We start from the raw sequence: 16,837 nt of genomic DNA, 5'->3' as shown, positions 1-16,837 counted from the left end.
CCCGCCCCGCCCGTCCACGCGCGCGCCTCAACGGCAGAACCCGGCCGCGAGGGGGATGGCGCGGCCGGAGAACAGCCGCCCTGCTCGGCCACGCTCATCCGACCCGGCGAAAACGCCCCGGGTACGCTCGGCGCATGGACGCTGACCGCCCCGAACGGGTTGTGGCCGCATTGCGGGAGTTCCTCGACACGCGGCCGGCGGCGCCCGACGAGCCGGAGCGGCACGCCATCGAGCTGTTCCACCGCGTCGTAGCCTCGGTTCCGGCCTACCGCGACTTCCTGCGAGCCAACGAGGTCGATCCGGACAGCGTACGGACCTTCCACGACTTCCGGCGGCTCCCCCTGCTCTCCAAGGAGAACTACCACCACCGCTACCCGCTGCCGCAGCTGTGCCGGAACGGCCGGCTGGACGGGTGCGACATGATCGCGGTTTCCTCGGGCTCCACCGGCCGGCCCACGTTCTGGCCGCGCTTCCTCACCGACGAACTCGGCGTGGCCGCCCGGTTCGAGCGGGTGTTCGCCGACAGTTTCAGGGCGGCCGAGCGCAGCACGCTCGCGGTGGTGTGCTTCCCGCTGGGCACCTGGGTGGGCGGCCTCTACACGGCCGCCTGCGTCCGCCACCTGGCGGCCAAGGGCTACCCGATCACGGTGGTGGCTCCCGGCAACAACAAGGCCGAGATCCTGCGGGTGATCCCCGAGCTCGCGCCGCATGTCGACCAGGTGGTGCTGCTGGGCTACCCCCCGTTCGTCAAGGACGTGATCGACAGCGGACTCGCCGCAGGGGTGGAGTGGGCGCGCTACGCCGTCAAGCTCGTGCTGGCCGGGGAGGTGTTCACCGAGGAATGGCGCGAGCTGGTCGGCCGGCGAGCCGGAATGACCGACCCCGACCGCGACTCGGCCGCCCTGTACGGCACCGCCGATGCCGGTGTGCTCGGCAACGAGACGCCGCTGTCAGTGCGCATTCGCCGGTTCCTGGCCGGCGATCCCACCGCGGCGAGGGAGCTGTTCGGCGAGTCGCGGCTGCCGACCCTGGTCCAGTACGACCCCACGCACCGGTTCTTCGAGACACACGAGGGGACACTGCTCTTCTCCGGTGACAACGGCGTGCCGCTGATCCGGTACCACATCGCCGACGAAGGCGGACTGGTCCCCTACGAGGACATGCTCGCGTTCTGCGCGCGCCACGGCTTCGACCCCGTGTCCGAGGCGGACGAGACCAGGCGGCTGCCCTTCGCGTACGTGTTCGGCCGGTCGCTGTTCACCGTGTCCTACTTCGGCGCGAACATCTATCCGGAGAACGTCGCGGTGGGACTGGAACAGCCGGGCGTCAGTGACTGGGTCACCGGCAAGTTCGTCCTGCAGACCGTGGAGGACTCCGACAGCGACCGGCGGTTGCGGCTCGTCGTCGAGCTGGCACCCGGAGAGGAGCCCACCAGCGGCCGGGAACGTCTGGCCGCCGAGTCCGTCCGGGACCAACTGCTGCGCCTCAACAGCGAATTCGCGCACTACGTGCCGCCCGACCGGCAGCTCCCGCACACGATCCTGCGCGCGGCCGGCGACCCGGAGCACTTCCCCGTTGGGGTCAAGCACCGCTACACCCGCCCGTCCGGCTAGCGGCACGTGGATCCGGCGCCGTGCGCGCGGCACCGCCCCGTGACCCGGTCGGTGGCACGCGCACGCAGGATCTCCGGCTCCAGCCGTGTACCCTCGAACGACGTGTCCGCGCAACGGCATTCGGCCTTACGCACGTGGTCGCCGCCCCCGAAACCATGACGAGTGATCTCTTCGAGGACGACCCGGTATCCCACCCGCTGACCTATCCCGGCCCGGTACCGGATCACTCCGGCCTCGTCGCCGGCGCCCGTTTCCACCGGCTCCGTCCGATCACGGGCACGGGGGTAGCCGAGTGGCGGGTCGCGGAGGACCGCGAGTCGGCACCCGTGGCGCTCGCCGACGCTCTGGCGCCCCATGGCCTGGACATGGGCAGGTCGTGCTTCCCGGTCCTCGCGGTGGGCTCCAACGCGTCCCCGGCCCAGATGCGCCGCAAGTTCGTGGAACGGGGAGTCCCCGCGGTGTTCCCGATGGTGCTTACCGAAGTCCAGGCGATCGCCCCCGGGGTCTCGGCGCATATCAGCAGGGCGGGATACATCCCCGCAGCCCCCATAGTCACCGGCGCCGCTGTGTCGCGCCTGTTCGTGCTGTTCCTGAACGAGGAGCAACTCCGGGCCCTAGACGCGACGGAGCCCAACTACCAGAGGTGCGTCCTGCCGGCCGCACGGTTTCCCGTGCGCCTTCCCAACGGGGACCCCCTGGCTTCGCCGTACGTCTATGTCAGCGACCACGGGTGCCTGGTGGACGGCGAAGAGCGGGCACTCGCGCTGGGTGACCAACGGACGCTCATCCGGGAGCTGCTCGGGAAGTCCCCTGGCCTCAGGCGGCTCTGCGGCGAGGATCCGGCCGCCTTCGTCGCCAGTGTCCGGGATCCCGCCCTGCGCGCGTCCGCCTGCGCACTGCTCCACGATGAGGGGTGGACCCGCGAGCAACCCGAGCTACGGGGAACGGCCGCCATGTGACCGGCAGGCCCCCGGAGCCGATGCCTGTTAGGGCTTTCGCCCCACGCCCCCGTAGAGATCCCTGGTGCCGGGTTCGTCGAGGGGGGCGAAGTCAGGTCGCCACAGCGGACACGAAACCACGCCAGGCTCCACCAGTTCCAGACCATCCAAGTAACGCGCGACCTGGTCGGGACTGCGCAGAATGTAGGGGACGGCGCCGCTCTCCTCGTTGTAGCGCCGGTTGGCCTCGTTCATCGTCTCATTGGTGTTGGTGCTGTCGTAGTGCGCCAGGTAACTGCCAGACGGCAGCGCGTCCAGCAGCCGGCGCACGATCGAGCGGGCCTCGTCATGGTCGGCGACGTGGCCCAGGATTCCCATCAGCATCAGCGCAACAGGCCGGGTGAAGTCCAGCGTCTTGGCGGCCTCGGCCAGGATGCGCTCGGGATCGTGCAGGTCGGCGGTGATGTAGTTGGTCATGCCCTCGGGGGCGCTAATGAGCAGCGCACGGGCGTGGGACAGCACAAGCGGATCGTTGTCAACGTAGACAATGCGGGATTCCGGGGCGATTCGCTGGGCAACCTCATGGGTGTTGTCCACAGTAGGCAGACCGGTGCCGATGTCGAGGAACTGGCGGATTCCCGCCTCACTGGCCAGGTAGCGGACAACCCGCACGAGGTAGTACCGGCCGGTGCGGGCGTGGTTGAAGACTCCCGGGAAAATCGCACTGAACTCGTCGCCGGCCGCCTGGTCGACGGGGTAGTTGTCCTTGCCGCCCAGCCAGTAGTTCCAGATCCGAGCCGAGTGCGGGACGGTGGTATCGATCCTGGGAGGCGGTGGCTGCTCCTCGCGGCCGGAGGAGTTCGGGGAGTCCGCCATGGGGAGACCTCCTGCGCGTTAGGGGCCAGCGCACATATTACAGGTGGAGACCAGGCCCATAGGTACGTGCGCTGAATGGCTGAACCAGGAGTGAGATGGCTGGAACGAGGGCGGCGACCTCACCAACGGCCAAGTGGTTGCTGGCGCACTCGACTCCTGGCAAGGGGAACCCCATGCCCGATGGCACGGGAAACCCGCCTGCTCTTCCTGGGAAGGTTTCCCAGGGGCGACGGGCAGCCGCCAAAGTCCTCGCGCGGAAACTCCAGCGGCGGCGCGTGCAGGTACCGCACCGTCCGTACCGGGGAGGAGCGTTCGCGTACACCCGATTTTCCGGCCCATACTGCGCGTCTGTCCGATTTCTCAGAGTGAGGAAACATCGGTACCTTAGGAAATTGACGCGTATGTCGCGATGCCGCTCCCCGTGTTCCAGGTAATTACGGATTCTCACATCGGGTCGGTCAACAGATTGTTCGTGTGGTGGTGCGCAAAGTGAGGAGATGTGGATGCGGACGCCTGTGAAACATTCAAAAACCGCCAAGCATGCACCATCACGGGTTTCTCGCTATCCTGGCGACTATTCGTGAGAAGTCTGCTATCGGGAGGGCGCATGATCCCGGTGGAAGATAGTGCGGTCGCCGGTCGGCTCCACAGGGATGCGCAGGGCGGTTCGACGGTCGTGCGAATCCTGCTGGGGACCCAGCTGCGCCGGCTGCGAACCGCCAAAGGCATCTCCCGGGAGGACGCCGGGTATGCGATCCGGGCCTCCCGGGCCAAGATCAGCCGAATGGAGCTGGGCCAGGTCCGGTTCAAAACCCGCGACGTGGCCGACCTGCTCACCCTCTACGGGGTGGGCGACCTCCAGGAGCGGGCCACGATGCTGACACTGGCCGAGTGCGCCAACGTCCCAGGCTGGTGGCAGGACTACGAGGACGTCCTGCCCGACTGGTTCGAGGCCTACATCGGGTTGGAGGAGGGTGCCTCCATCATCCGCTCCTATGAGCTGCAGTTCGTTCCCGGCCTGCTGCAGACCGAGGACTACGCCCGCGCTGTCATCCAACTCTCCTGCGTTGCCGCCTCCCCCACCGCCGAGATCGACCGGCGCGTCGCCATGCGGATGCGGCGCCAGCAGCGTCTCATCGGCCCGGAACCGCTGCGGTTCTGGGCGGTTGTGGATGAGGCGGCGCTGCGTCGGCCCTACGGGGGTACGAAGGTGCTGCGCGCCCAGATCGAGCACCTGCTCACGATCGCGGAGTTGCCCAATGTCACCCTGCAGGTCCTGCCGTTCGCGCACGGCGGGCATCCCGCGGCGGGCGGCCCGTTCAGCCTCCTGCGCTTCACCGCGCCCCAGCTGTCCGACGTGGTCTACCTGGAACAGCTCCACAGCGCCCTCTACCTCGACAAGCGTGCGGAGACCCACCGGTACCTGGAAATCATGGAGCAGTTGTGCATCCAGGCCCCGCCTCCCTCAGCCACGCCAGCCCTACTGACCGCGTTCTACAACGACCTCGCCTGAGCGGCACCCGCACCGTGTGAACGCCTCCACGTGCCTTCCACGCCATATCAGGCCGGTCACAGGCCGCGGCGCCGCGAGGCGAGGAAGAGGGTCAGGGCTTACACCCCACCGCGCCGAAGTCGTCCACCGGGGGGGCGCCGGTGTCGAGGAACTGGCGGCTTCCGGCCTCGCCGGCCAGATAGGTCACAACGCGAATGAGGAACGCCCGGACGGCGCGGGCGTCCACGACGATCTCCGGGAAGACCTCGCGAATCTGGTCACCGGCTGCCATGGGCCCTATCTCGGTGGGGGCGGGCGGAGGATCTCGTAGGCCCATCGGGATCGAGGGGCAGGGGAACCCCCGGCAGCGTGTACTCGTTGGTCCCCAACTCACGCGCCACATGGGCAACCGGCTTACCGGTCTCCTCCACGATGCGCACCGCTCCCGCCCGAAACTCCGAATCATCGGTCTCCATGATCTCAGGGGAAGCGCACCACCTCGGAGTCGTTTCGCCGGGAGGGAATATCCCTGGTAACAGGACAGGTTTCTTGCGATCACCCCTCGGTCGTGAAGAGTTCATGGCCGCGGCACTGATCCGACACCGGTCGCGCCTCTATATTTCCCGATGGCCGACAGCCGGTTTCGACCGCAGGCCAACCTGTTTCCGCTCCTTGAGAGGGAGAGAACCGTGGACAGACGGAATTTCCTCCGCGCTGCCGTGGTCGGTGGCACCGTGGTGACTCTGGGCTTCAGCGTCACCCGGGAAGCCTTCGCCTTCCCCGCCCACACCGGTCCCAGCCCCTACGGTCCCCTACAGGCCGCTGATGCCAATGGCATCGAACTGCCGGCCGACTTCACCAGTCGCGTGATCGCCCGCTCCACTCAGGCCGTCGCCAACACCGGCTACAGCTGGCACAGCGCGCCGGACGGCGGTGCGTGTTTCGCCGACGACACCGGCTGGATCTACGTGTCCAACTCCGAGATGAGCAGCGGTGGCGGTGGCGTCAGCGCCGTCAAGTTCGACAGCAACGCCAACATCACCGGCGCTACCGGATACTGTCGGGCACCACCCGCAACTGTGCTGGTGGGCCCACCCCGTGGAATACCTGGCTGTCCTGCGAGGAGACCGATGACGGCTATACGTGGGAAACCGACCCGTGGGGTGCCGAGGCCGCCGTTCGGCGCGATGCGATGGGCCGGTTCAAGCACGAGGCCGCTGCCTGCGACCCCGACCGCAAGGTCATCTATCAGACCGAGGACACCAGTGATGGCTGTTTCTACCGGTTCATCCCCACCACCTGGGGCGACCTGTCGGCCGGCACCCTTCAGGTACTCGTCGAAGACGGCACCACCCTGTCCTGGGAGAACGTACCCGACCCGGATGGCAGCCCCACCGCCACCCGCTACCAGGTCGCGGGCGCCAAGCAGTTCAACGGCGGTGAAGGAGCCTTCTACCGCAACGGTTACTGCTACTTCACCACCAAGGGCGACAACCGGGTGTGGGCCTACGACGCGGTCAACAACAAGCTGCACATCGCCTACGACGACGACCTCACTTCCAACCCGCCGCTGACCGGCGTGGACAACATCACCGGTGCCACCGTCGGCGACCTCTACGTCGCCGAAGACGGCGGCAACATGGAGGTCTGCATCATCACCCCCGACGACATCATCGCCCCGTTCCTTCGCGTCACCGGGCAGGACAGGTCCGAGCTGTGCGGTGTCTGGTTCAACCCCGCCGGAAACCGCATGTACTTCTCCTCCCAGCGCGGCACCACCGGCTCCAGCAGCGGCGGCATCACCTACGAAGTCACCGGCCCGTTCCGCACCAGCCTGTGACCTCGGCCTGATCGCCACTTTCCGAGGTGTGGCGGCCGGTGCCCTTGGGGGCCAGGCTCATCAGGGCCAGGTAGAGCGTGCTCCCCGCGCACGCGGGGATGGTCCTCCCTGCAGGGGCGAGTCGATAGCGGATGACCCTTCGGAGCGACGTTGCCGTACTTCTCTGGGGTACACGAGTGAGCAAAGGCCGGTTCCGTGATCGGAACCGGCCTTTGACCTGGGCGCGCTCGGGAGGATTCGAACCCCCAACCTTCTGATCCGTAGCAAGCGTGGGTTTGTCCGGCGGTGTCCAAGGATGCGTGTTGACCTGGTGCCAAGTCGACTTCTCGACCCGCTGATTCCGCGTCCATCCGGCCCTGTCCACAGCCGTTGTTAGCGTCCGCGTTAGCAGGATGCGCCGTACCGTCATTCCCAGCTTAGGAAGCAAAGAAGAGGGGTCTTCGCTGACCTGCCGTTTCTATACCCTACGCGAATGCAACTGATCTTCCGCTGAATCCCCGTGATTCCCCATGAGTGCCCGCTCAATCTGGCACGGATCTGGCACGGTGCTTAAGTAGCTGCCTGTGGTCAGATCACCCGACCAACGGACGGTAGGAGGCGGCCCGCCACAGCGGCGGGAAACCTGTGAGCCGGCGTAGCGATGCGACCCAGCAACCACGAGCGGCGCGTAACCGCGGTTTTCGAGCGAGGTGCTCGATCGCGCTGGACACAGAGCCGAAGACAGGCAGAGTCGCGCGATCGAGTACCTCGGGATTTAGAACGTCCGTGACCGGGTTTGTTGGAATGTCCACGGATCGTCCCCTCGGCGCGTCAAACTGGCGATACGGCAGGGACTGTCGGCGTGCGCGTGGGTGGTGCTCGGGACCGGGCGGCAGCCCGCAGCCCGAGCACCCACCCACGGCAGGCGCGACGGCGCTACGCGCCGTCGCCTTGATCTCATACAGCCGGATTCGGCAGTGCTGGGACTAGACATGGGACCGGACGTGTGGAGCTGGCGGCGCGGTTTTAGCTGCCGTTTTCGATGGTTCGCCGGATGGTGCTGGCTCGCTCGTCGAAGTCGCGGATGGATGCTTCGCCGGGGTAGTACTGGCGTAGTACCTGGCTGAGGTCCTCTGCGCGGTCCAACAGGTCGATGTTGCTCTTCCGCTCCCAGGACAGCGCGTTTGCCCCGTGTTGGATGGCGGCGTCAAGGTCGCCTCTACGGGCGTGGACGATCCCGAGGTCCATGTAGGCGTTGGCGACCCGCATGGGGGATCGGACGCTGCCGTCGGGGCGGGTGTGCTGGTCGATGAGTTCGTGTGCGGTCTCTTCTGAGCGTTCGTCGTCTCCGAGCCAGACGTAGCAGGTTGAGGCGTACATCAGCCATTTGGAGCGGTCGAACACGAAATGGTGTTCGGGGTGTTCGGGGTGGGGCACCTGGTCCAGGGTCTTCGCGGCGCGGGCGAGGGCGTCGCTGGCTCCGGGCCGGTCGCCGGCGCGTGCCAGTGACTGGGCCTGTTTGAGGATGAGCTGCACGGTGGCGCTGGTGGGGTTCTTGAGCATGTCTTGGCCTGTTTGGGCGTGCAGTGCGGCCTCTTCGAAGCGGTGTTCCACGATGGCGAACCAGGCCGCCATTTCGCGGGTCCAGGCCATGATTTCGCTGTGGCCTGCCTCTTTGGCCATCTGGAAGGCGGCTTGCCGGGCGATTTCGGCTTGTTCGCGTTCGCCTGCGTCGTAGTGCAGGCACCCGAGGAGAGCGGAAAGCCAGCCGGCCGAGACGAGGAGTTCGCGGTGCTGGGCCAGGGTGAGGCGGCCCGACAGCATCCGGATCACGTTGTGTAGGCGCTGCTTGGTGCGCGCTTTCAGCGCGGTTGTGGGCGTGGTGGCGTAGGCGCGGCAGAGCAGTTCCACCGCCTCGTGGAGACCCTCGACGGCTCCGGCGCCCAGGTCGGACATGCCCGCCATCCGGGCGAGTTCCATCGTGTCGAACAGCTCGGACTCGGCGACCAGTACGTCTGGTCTCTCCGGGGCGAGCGGGCGGGCGGAATCCGTATCGCCGCCGGAGCCGGGGCGGGTGAAACCGAGCTCGTCCATTCGTTCCCCGGTGACCTGCTCAAGGATCCGCCGGTAGGGAGCCTGGGGCCAACGGGTCTCTCCCACTTCCCAACGTCGGATGCGCTCGGCGTCGCAGGTGATCGATTCGCCGGTTTGCTGGGCCGCTCGATTGAGCGCTTCTGCCATCTCCGCACGGGTCCAGTTCTTGGCGTCGCGCCAGGAACGTAGCCGAAGGTTGGGCGTTCTCTCGCTCATTCACCACCGCCGAAAAAGAGGTGTGGACGGGGCCTGAAGGGGGGTTGTCGGGGGAGCTGTTCGGGGTCCCTTCGCCGGGGCCTTCCTTGGTTGGCTCTCCCTACGACCTTACGCAACCCCGTTCAAAGGCGGTGCGCGGGCACCGCGAGGAGGCTCCCCTTGTCCTCGATTCCGCCTGATGTCCGTTACCTGGTCCGGGCGTGTGCTTCCTGCCGGGGCACAGGTACCAAGCTTCGGACTCCGCGGCGTGGCGTTGCCGCTCAGGTGATGCACGGAGAACAAGCGTGGTCATGGGAAGAGTGCCTTGACTGCGACGGAGCCGGCTCCCTGGTGCCTAACCGGCATGCGAGCTGAACGCGGGGTTTCTGCGCTGGGGGACCGTGAGCAGCGATGCGCCCATGGCTGTTGGTGCTGTGGCTGGTCGGCGCGCTCGCCGCCACACGTAGCCATGGCGCCCCCAGGGCGGGCGAAGGTCAACACGGGCGTGCACCACGGCACGCCCACGAGCGACCCCGGCGAGTCGTGTGAGGACTCCCGGGGCATGGCCACCAGTCGCAGGAGGACTGATGACACCCCGTACCATGCCAGTACCGCGCGCCGCTGTCATATCAGCGGAATCGCGCCAGTTGTCCGGCCGCCTCCGAGCATCGCGCGTGCGGCCATACCTGCTCGCGTTCGAACGCGAGCAGGCGCGTACCCACCGAACCACGCTTGAGCGGGTAGCGAACGGGCTCGCCAAGCTCGGGGCGAACGAAACGCTTTCATCAAGCCCGGTGGCTCCCCTCTCTCTTCACGCCGGCGGCCGGTGCCCTCAGCCCCACACGAGCGGATTCGCCGCCGCGTTCTCGACCCGGCGTTCGGCACGTCCACGCAAAGCGCCGACGCCCCCGCCGGTCGCGACGGGTCCGGCCAACCCGAACCTGATCCAGACGCAACCGCTGGCGGTGGTCGCATGAGCGCGAGGCGCGGCTCCGATCACACCTTCTGCGGGGTGCGTCGACCTGACAGGGCATCCTCTGAACGGCCGTGCGTTCGCCTGTTGGCCCACTGCGGGCAGCACCAGGACACAAACGGTGAGATGTGGGATCCGGAGCCGCTTGGCGTCGACCTGCGCTGGGGAGTTGACCGGCTGCTGTATGGCCACGCCGGGTGTTTCGACACCGCGCAGCGGCTCGCCCGTCTGGCCGGGGTCGACCACCTCACGGCGTTGGGCGATGTGGTCGTGGCCGATCCGTACGGGCTCTTACGGATCATGAGCAGCGGTGATGGGCGTGCTCGGGAGCATCATGACGGCTCGATCGAGGTCTACCTGGATTCTGAGGGCACCACGTTGACGCTGTGGCCTCTGTCTCCCTTCGCGAAAACTCCCGTTCGGCGTGTGCCTTCCCGCCTCTGACCGCACGCCGGACGGGCCTGACCAAAGGAACAATGACTATGTGCCCTGGCAAGAGAACTGGTTAAGCGCTAGCCTGCTTGACAGGGCAAGTCTTAGGGAGCTGAGGATGCCGTTCGAGTACACGCCGCCGAAATACGCCCGTGTTGTGGCAGAGCTTCAACGGCGTATCGCCTCAGGTGAGTATCAACCGGGCACGCTTTTGCCCAGTGAGGCCCAACTCACTGAGGAGTTCGATGTGGCGCGGCCTACCGTGGTCCGTGCGCTGCATGTACTGCGCCAAGACGGATGGATCGAGAGCCAGCAAGGCAAAGGGCGGTTCGTCCGGGGACAACCGGCGCTGGAGCAGGCGGATTCGGCGGGCCGGACAGGTGCCGAAGCGATCAACCGGGATCCGCGGGACACTGAACAGGTTTTGAGCGTCGAACGCGAGGTTCCGCCCAATCGGCTGCGCGTACTGCTGGGGCTGGACGAGAACGTGTCCGCGCTGCATCGGCGGGTTCTCGTCCACCACGAGGGGGAACCGCTGGAACTGCTCTCGACGTGGGTCCCGGTTGACTACGCGGCCGGTACCGACCTTGAGGCCCAAGAGCCGCTGAGTGAGAGTCTGCGCCGGCACCTGGAGACCAGACGAGGGGTCAAGTTCGACCACGTTGTGGAACAGATCACGGCGCGGAACCCGACCCCCGACGAGGCGCGAACGCTCACGATGCCCGCAGACGCCCCCGTGCTGGTGGTCTACGCCTCGTTCCGCGAACACTCAGGCCAGCCCGTCGCCGCCCTTTGCGTAGTGCTGCCCGCGGATCGTCACGAGTTGGAAGACGCGTACTCCCTGGCGTAGAGACGAACCCCAAGAACCCCGCTTGCTCACTTGACAGAGCAAGTGGGGTTTTTTACTGTGGAGCAACTTGGTCAGTCAGGTGACCAGGCAATTAAGTTATCTGGAGAGGATCACTAATGGCGATTCAGGGTGCGTTGCCGGTGGAGTTCGGCACGGTGTTCCCGCATGGGGCCTACGCCCTTGGGGTGGAGGCGATCACCGATTTTGAGACCAAGCGGCCCCAGATGGACAAGGAGACGGGCCTGCCGTTGTGGGCGGTGGATGTGATCGACGCCGACCCGGAAGCGCGCGGTAAGGCCAAGTCGGTGAAGGTCAAGGTGGCCGCTGAGGTGTGTCCGACCTTGCCCGATGAGGTGCCGGGGTTGCCGTTTCGCCCGATCGAGTTCGAGTCCATGTCGGTGATGCCCTATGTCGATGACAACGGGCGCCGCCCGAGGGTGGCCTACTCGCTGCGCGCCCGTGGGATCAAGGCTCCTGGCGGTGGTGGCTCGCGCAAGGCTGCGGCCGCCGCATCCGGTGCGGCCAAGGACGGTGCCTGATGGGTGGGCGCTGGACGGCTGCGGCTCCGGGCGGGCCGGAGGCCTCGCGGGGATCGCTGGGCTTGCGTGTCGCTCCGATGTGGCGGTCTACTGCCACACCTACGCCGACAGTAAGCCGATTTTGGCCCTGGCCTCGCGCGGGATCTATGTCTCGGTGACCTGCCGCGACCACGACGGCGCGGTGACAGCGGAGGATCTGGCGTTCGCTGGCGAGCTGGCCTCGCAGGCGAAGCACTTCCTGGCCGCGCTGGAAGAGCTGCACGCGCGCACCGCCGCCGAGGGAGATACCGGCGCGGCCTGACCGACTGACAGGCGGGGCGGCCTGGTGCGCCAACACCTTCGGCCGCCCCTTACCCCCTCCCGAACCTCGCTAAAGACCGTGGAAGAGGTGTGTTCAGCTTATGTTGCGTGACAGGAACGCCGGGGCCACTCAGGTGCAGCCCACCACTCCGGTTCCGGCGCAGAGCATCCGTTTCAGGACACCGGTCGTGGAGACGCCGGGCATTCTGATCCTTATCCGGTGGATCTACCGACTCCTGCGGCTGGTGGCGCTGCTGCCCTTCCGGTTCCCCATCGCGGTCGCCTCGGCGACATTGGCCGTGCTCGTCGCCTCCCATCTCGGCTGGGTGCCGCTGGCCATCCTGGCCACGCTGGCCGGTGCGGGGCTGATCGGGTGGCGGTGGCGCTGGCCGCACACGTTCCGGTCCCTGGTGGTGTTGCGGGTGTTGGCCGCCTGGCGGTGGTTCTGGAATTACCGGCGGCACTGGCAACCGGTGCTCGTCGTGGCGGGGTTGGCCGAGTCCTATCAGGAACGCCAATACCTGCCCCAGATCAGGAAGGTCACCTGCACCGAGTGGGCGGATCGGGTCCGGGTGAAGCTGGTGGCCGGTACCGCCCCGGCCGACTTTGAACAGCGGGTGGTCGAGCTGGCGCACGGCTTCGCCGCCCCGTCGTGCCGGGTGACGGTGCTGGGGCCGCGTGAGGTGGTGTTGGAGTTTCCTCGGCGTGACACCCTGGCCGACCCCCTCGATGCGCTGCCCGTGCCTGAGGAAGTGGATCTGACGGCGCTGCCGATGGGGCTGCGGGAAGACGGCCAGACGTGGCGGATGCGGCTGCACGGCACGCACGTGCTCACGGTCGGGGTGACCGGGGCCGGTAAGGGCTCGGTGATCTGGTCGGCGATTCGGGCGATGCTCCCGGCTCTGGCTGATGGGACGGCGCAGGTGTGGGCGATCGATCCCAAGCGCATGGAGCTGTCCTACGGCCGTTCCCTGTTCGCCCGCTATGCCGACACCGCTGAGGCGGCGGTGGCCCTGCTCGAAACCGCTGTAGCGGAGATGCAGGAGCGGGCCGCGCGCTACGCCGGGAAACAGCGCACGCACACTCCCACCACGGATGATCCGTTCGTGGCGGTGGTGCTCGATGAGGTGGCCTTCCTGACCGCCTACCACCCCGATCGCGACATCCGCCGCCGCGCGGAGAACGCCATCGCCACACTCACCTCTCAAGGCCGTTCGGTCGGGTTCGCGGTGCTGGCGGCGTTGCAGGATCCGCGCAAGGAGGTGATGAACCTGCGCAACCTCTTCCCCGACAAGGTAGCCCTTCGCCTGGACGAGGCTTCCCAGGTGGACATGGTGCTCGGCGAGGATGCGCGTGATCGCGGCGCCAACGCCCACCTGATCGCCCCTGAGGTTCCCGGTGTGGCCTTCGTGCGCCTGGAGGGATCCCCGGTGCCGGTGCGGGTACGCGCCGCCTACGTCGCCGATACCGACATCGAGGCGATGGCAGACGAGTACGGACCGCGCCGGCTGTGTTCGGTGTCGGGGGAGGGGGTTGCCTGATGCCCACCCCGACCGGCAAGAGCACCCGGGCCGAACGCCAGGCGCAACCCCTCGCCCGCGAGGTGGCCGAACAAGTGGCCACCGACAAGGGGGTGTGCATCCGGCCGGTGTCGCTGCGGCGCACCGACACCGAAACCGGGGCCTCCGAGATCGTGGACGTGCCGTGCGGCTCGACGCTGGAGTCGCGGTGTCCGGCCTGTGCCAAGCGTAAGCGCTCGATTCGGCGCAGCCAGTGCGAGGAGGGCTGGCACCTGGCCGAAGAACCGGTGAGCGAACCGGACGACCCCTCCGAGGTGCAGCGCTCCTGGGTGGAACAGCGCGCCATGGTCACCGCCCAACGCGACCAGCTCGCCGCCTCCGGTGCCGCTGACCCTGACCAGCTCGCGGCGCTGGATGCGGTCATTGCTGACCTGGACGAGGAGATCTCGGCCTCGGGGTTGCGCGGTTCGGTGGCTCCGGGCTCCTCCTCGGCGGGCTCGTCCAAGCCGCGGCGGGTGCGCTCCACCAAACGGCGCCAGGATGCCCCGGATCTTCCCAAACGACCCATGGTCCGGCGCACCGTGGGCCGCGCCTTCGAGGATCCCGCCTCGGGCAAGGTGTTCCGCCCTTCGCTGTTCCTCACGCTGACCCTGAACTCCTACGGGCGGGTGAAAAGCGATGGCACCCCGGTGGATCCGGCGACCTATGACTACCGGCGTGCCGCCCGGGATGCGCTGCACTTCGCCAAGCTGGTGGACCGGTTCGTGCAGAATTTGCGGCGGGTGGCCGGCTTCGACGTGCAGTACTTCGCCTCGGTGGAGCCGCAACGCCGGCTGGCCCCGCACCTGCACATGGCAACGAGGGGCACCCTCCCCCGGGCCGAACTCCGGCAGATCGCGGCGGCGACCTACCACCAGGTGTGGTGGCCCAAGGCGGAAGAGGTGAAGTACGAGGGTTCACACGTTCCGGTCTTTGATGAGGCAACGGGGAACTATGTCGACCCGGCAACCGGTGAGGTGTTGCCCACCTGGGATGAGGCCCTGGACGCCCTCGACGCCGATCCGGACGCCGAACCCATGCACGTGGTGCGCTTCGGACCCCAGGTGGACGCAAAGGGCGTCCTTGCGGGTTCGGAGGATGCGGACCGGTGTGTGCGCTACCTGGCGAAGTACCTGACCAAGGACATCGCCGAATGCCACGAGATCAAGACGAATGCCCAACAGCACCACGTGGACCGGCTGACCGAGGCGCTGCGGTTCGAACCCTGCTCGCCCCGGTGCTCCAACTGGCTGCGCTACGGCATCCAACCCCAAGAGCCCAAAGAGGGCCTGCGCCCCGGCTTCTGCCGCTCCAAAGCCCACAAACGCGAACACCTCGCTACGCCGGGCGCCGCGTGCTGGTCTCGCGCAAGTGGTCCAACAAAACCCTCGCCGACCACAAAGCCGACCGGCTGACCTGGGTTCTCGAACAACTCGGCGTCAACCCCGACGGCGACACCGAGCACGACCAGGACCAGGCCGCCGCCGTCCCTTTGCGCGTTCCGTCCGGCAATGAGGTCTGGGAGCTGGCTCGCCCCACGGATCCCGATGTGCCTCCCCGCGAGCAACGCCTACTACGCGCCGTGGGTGAGGCCTTACAACGGCGCGCGCAACTCGACACCGCTCGGCAACACCAACACTCGGCAATTGGAGAAGCAGCATGACCCCCTCACGACTGCTGTTGACCGTCCCGGAAGCAGCTCGGGCGCTGGCGATCTCCCGGAGCAAGCTCTATGAGCTGATCGCTGTCGGCGTCGTGCGTTCGCTGAAGATCGACGGCTCTCGACGTGTCCCGGTCGAAGCGCTGGATGTCTACATCTCCTCGCGCCTGGACGCTGAGGAGGTCGCGGCCTGATGGCGAAGACGGCGATCGCGACTCCGGACGGGCCGGAGGACAACGGAACCGGTAGCGGAAAGAAGCGGCCGAAGCTCCGCGACGGCGTGATGAAGAGGGGGAACACCTGGTCCTACGTCATCCGCGTCACCGACCCCGAAACCGGCGTGAGCAAGCCGAAGTGGGTCGGCGGGTTCCCCACGGAGGAGGAGGCCAAAGCGGCGCGCGACGAAGCCCGGGTCAAGGCCCGCCGGGGCGAGTACATCGACCGCAACCGCGTCACGGTGGCCGAATACCTCGAAGAGTGGATCGAGACACATGGGGTCGAGATCAAGCCGAAGACGCTGTACATGTACCGCTTCCTGATCAACCGGTACGTGCTTCCGCGTCTCGGTGAGCATCGGATCCAGGCGGTCCGTCCCGCCACCATCACGAAGTTCTACCGCGAGCTTTCGGCAACCGGTGGACGCGACGGTAAGGGGCTCTCACCGCGCACGGTGGAGTACGTTCACGCCGTGCTGCGCCGGGCGTTCCGGGACGCGGTTGAGGTCGAACAGCTCATCGCGTCCAATCCGGTCGAACGCGCGAAGCGTCCGCGCAAGCAGTCCAAAGAACCAGGATCGGTGTGGACACCGGCGCAGCTTCGGCAATTCCTCACCGAGGTGGCGAGCCGTCACCGGCTGCACGCTTTCTTCCACGTGGCCGCCTACACGGGGGCTCGCCGCGGCGAACTGCTCAACCTGCGCTGGTTCGATGTCGACCTGGAGGCGAGCGAGATCCGCATTACCGGAACGGCGTCGTTCATCGACGGCAAGCGGGTCGAGGGCACGACCAAGAGCGGCCGTTCCCGGGTGGTGAGCATCGACCCCGACACCGTGGCCGTGCTGAAGGCGCACCGGCAGCGGCAGATCGAGGACCGGCTGGCGGTGGGGGAGGAGTGGCGCGGGACAGAGGACTACGTGTTTACCACCGGGTGGGGCGAGCCGGTGCACCCGGACACGGTGTCCTCGCTCATGTCCACCATGCTCCGGCGCTACAACGAACCGGCCAAGGGGCCCAAGCCGGCCGAACCGCTTCCGCGTGCCCGGCTGCACGACCTTCGGCACATCCACGCGACCACGCTGCTCCTCGCCGGGGTTCCGGTCCACGTGGTGGCGGCCCGATTCGGGCACGGGGATCCGTCGATCACGCTGCGGGTCTACGCCCACGTGATCGACGAGCAGGCGGCGTCGGTGGCCGAGACCTTCGCGGGCATCCTCCGGAACGCCGGGTAGCGCGTGTTAGCAAGCCTGTTAGCAGAAAGCCCGGTTCCGCGATCGGGACC

14 protein-coding genes and 1 pseudogene are annotated in these 16,837 nt (G+C 67.3%); 12 read left to right on the top strand and 3 right to left on the bottom strand.

All coding sequences use genetic code 11. From position 1 onward, the window contains the following. Nucleotides 1–134 precede the first annotated feature (134 nt). Together VS93_RS04755 and VS93_RS04750 are read left to right on the top strand one after the other, a co-directional pair. Nucleotides 135–1,613: a phenylacetate--CoA ligase family protein gene (locus VS93_RS04755; RefSeq protein ID WP_046468789.1), complete on the top strand. Its 1,479-nt coding sequence runs from the start codon at nucleotides 135–137 to the stop codon at nucleotides 1,611–1,613. A gap of 155 nt (nucleotides 1,614–1,768) precedes the next feature. After that, on the top strand, nucleotides 1,769–2,572 hold the full coding sequence (locus tag VS93_RS04750; RefSeq protein WP_046468826.1) for a hypothetical protein: 804 nt from the start codon (nucleotides 1,769–1,771) through the stop codon (nucleotides 2,570–2,572). 27 nt (nucleotides 2,573–2,599) lie between these two features. Here VS93_RS04750 and VS93_RS04745 read toward each other — a convergent pair whose 3' ends face one another. Next, nucleotides 2,600–3,427, bottom strand: a complete 828-nt coding sequence (locus VS93_RS04745) for an SAM-dependent methyltransferase (RefSeq protein ID WP_046468788.1) — start codon at nucleotides 3,425–3,427, stop codon at nucleotides 2,600–2,602. Nucleotides 3,428–4,034: 607 nt separating this feature from the next. On the opposite strand from VS93_RS04745, the gene VS93_RS04740 reads away from it, so the two are divergent. Further along, entirely contained in the window at nucleotides 4,035–4,940 is a 906-nt protein-coding gene (locus VS93_RS04740) for a helix-turn-helix domain-containing protein (protein ID WP_046468787.1), read from the top strand. A gap of 91 nt (nucleotides 4,941–5,031) precedes the next feature. Here the strand turns inward: VS93_RS04740 and VS93_RS31040 are convergent, their stop codons facing one another. After that, nucleotides 5,032–5,211: an SAM-dependent methyltransferase gene (locus VS93_RS31040; RefSeq protein WP_046468786.1), complete on the bottom strand. Its 180-nt coding sequence runs from the start codon at nucleotides 5,209–5,211 to the stop codon at nucleotides 5,032–5,034. Nucleotides 5,212–5,856: 645 nt separating this feature from the next. Between VS93_RS31040 and VS93_RS04730 the strand changes: the two genes are divergently transcribed. After that, a complete protein-coding gene (locus VS93_RS04730; protein ID WP_236700343.1) occupies nucleotides 5,857–6,759 on the top strand; it encodes an alkaline phosphatase PhoX in 903 nt (300 codons plus the stop codon). Between the two features lie 1,005 nt (nucleotides 6,760–7,764). Here the strand turns inward: VS93_RS04730 and VS93_RS04725 are convergent. After that, complete coding sequence (locus VS93_RS04725; protein WP_156184675.1) at nucleotides 7,765–9,048, bottom strand: helix-turn-helix domain-containing protein; 1,284 nt, start codon at nucleotides 9,046–9,048, stop codon at nucleotides 7,765–7,767. A gap of 1,078 nt (nucleotides 9,049–10,126) precedes the next feature. On the opposite strand from VS93_RS04725, the gene VS93_RS04720 reads away from it, so the two are divergent. The 8 genes and pseudogenes from VS93_RS04720 (at nucleotide 10,127) to VS93_RS31035 (ending at nucleotide 16,787) form a co-directional block, all read left to right on the top strand. After that, on the top strand, nucleotides 10,127–10,444 hold the full coding sequence (locus VS93_RS04720) for a hypothetical protein (RefSeq protein WP_046468785.1): 318 nt from the start codon (nucleotides 10,127–10,129) through the stop codon (nucleotides 10,442–10,444). Nucleotides 10,445–10,550: 106 nt separating this feature from the next. Continuing rightward, nucleotides 10,551–11,282 (top strand): GntR family transcriptional regulator, encoded by a 732-nt coding sequence (locus VS93_RS04715; protein ID WP_046468784.1) that lies wholly within the window; start codon nucleotides 10,551–10,553, stop codon nucleotides 11,280–11,282. A 116-nt stretch (nucleotides 11,283–11,398) separates the two neighbouring features. Beyond that, entirely contained in the window at nucleotides 11,399–11,821 is a 423-nt protein-coding gene (locus tag VS93_RS04710) for a hypothetical protein (protein ID WP_046468783.1), read from the top strand. Then, the gene (locus VS93_RS04705) at nucleotides 11,814–12,122 is read left to right on the top strand and encodes a hypothetical protein (RefSeq protein ID WP_156184674.1); all 309 of its coding nucleotides are present in this window, start codon (nucleotides 11,814–11,816) and stop codon (nucleotides 12,120–12,122) included. The genes VS93_RS04710 and VS93_RS04705 overlap by 8 nt, the downstream gene beginning before the upstream one ends. A 100-nt stretch (nucleotides 12,123–12,222) precedes the next feature. After that, nucleotides 12,223–13,662: an FtsK/SpoIIIE domain-containing protein gene (locus tag VS93_RS04700; protein WP_046468781.1), complete on the top strand. Its 1,440-nt coding sequence runs from the start codon at nucleotides 12,223–12,225 to the stop codon at nucleotides 13,660–13,662. Beyond that, a pseudogene (locus VS93_RS04695) lies at nucleotides 13,662–15,343 on the top strand (replication initiator). The gene VS93_RS04700 and the pseudogene VS93_RS04695 overlap by 1 nt, the downstream one beginning before the upstream one ends. Continuing rightward, nucleotides 15,340–15,534, top strand: a complete 195-nt coding sequence (locus VS93_RS04690; protein WP_046468780.1) for a helix-turn-helix domain-containing protein — start codon at nucleotides 15,340–15,342, stop codon at nucleotides 15,532–15,534. The pseudogene VS93_RS04695 and the gene VS93_RS04690 overlap by 4 nt, the downstream one beginning before the upstream one ends. After that, entirely contained in the window at nucleotides 15,534–16,787 is a 1,254-nt protein-coding gene (locus tag VS93_RS31035; RefSeq protein ID WP_236700342.1) for a tyrosine-type recombinase/integrase, read from the top strand. Before VS93_RS04690 ends, VS93_RS31035 begins: the two co-directional genes overlap by 1 nt. Nucleotides 16,788–16,837: the final 50 nt, after the last annotated feature.

Source organism: Allosalinactinospora lopnorensis, assembly GCF_000981225.1.
In the GTDB taxonomy this organism is placed as follows: domain Bacteria; phylum Actinomycetota; class Actinomycetes; order Streptosporangiales; family Streptosporangiaceae; genus Allosalinactinospora; species Allosalinactinospora lopnorensis.
The sequence above is the reverse complement of the archived record's forward strand: the minus strand, read 5'-3'. Positions and strand labels throughout refer to the sequence as shown.

Coding starts and splice junctions, on each gene's coding strand:
- VS93_RS04710 (WP_046468783.1), top strand. CDS start 11,399: ATGGCGATTCAGGGTGCGTTGCCGGTGGAGTTCGGCACGGTGTTCCCG.
- VS93_RS04725 (WP_156184675.1), bottom strand. CDS start 9,048: ATGAGCGAGAGAACGCCCAACCTTCGGCTACGTTCCTGGCGCGACGCC.
- VS93_RS04720 (WP_046468785.1), top strand. CDS start 10,127: ATGTGGGATCCGGAGCCGCTTGGCGTCGACCTGCGCTGGGGAGTTGAC.
- VS93_RS04690 (WP_046468780.1), top strand. CDS start 15,340: ATGACCCCCTCACGACTGCTGTTGACCGTCCCGGAAGCAGCTCGGGCG.
- VS93_RS04755 (WP_046468789.1), top strand. CDS start 135: ATGGACGCTGACCGCCCCGAACGGGTTGTGGCCGCATTGCGGGAGTTC.
- VS93_RS04715 (WP_046468784.1), top strand. CDS start 10,551: ATGCCGTTCGAGTACACGCCGCCGAAATACGCCCGTGTTGTGGCAGAG.
- VS93_RS04750 (WP_046468826.1), top strand. CDS start 1,769: ATGACGAGTGATCTCTTCGAGGACGACCCGGTATCCCACCCGCTGACC.
- VS93_RS31040 (WP_046468786.1), bottom strand. CDS start 5,211: ATGGCAGCCGGTGACCAGATTCGCGAGGTCTTCCCGGAGATCGTCGTG.
- VS93_RS04700 (WP_046468781.1), top strand. CDS start 12,223: ATGTTGCGTGACAGGAACGCCGGGGCCACTCAGGTGCAGCCCACCACT.
- VS93_RS04745 (WP_046468788.1), bottom strand. CDS start 3,427: ATGGCGGACTCCCCGAACTCCTCCGGCCGCGAGGAGCAGCCACCGCCT.
- VS93_RS31035 (WP_236700342.1), top strand. CDS start 15,534: ATGGCGAAGACGGCGATCGCGACTCCGGACGGGCCGGAGGACAACGGA.
- VS93_RS04740 (WP_046468787.1), top strand. CDS start 4,035: ATGATCCCGGTGGAAGATAGTGCGGTCGCCGGTCGGCTCCACAGGGAT.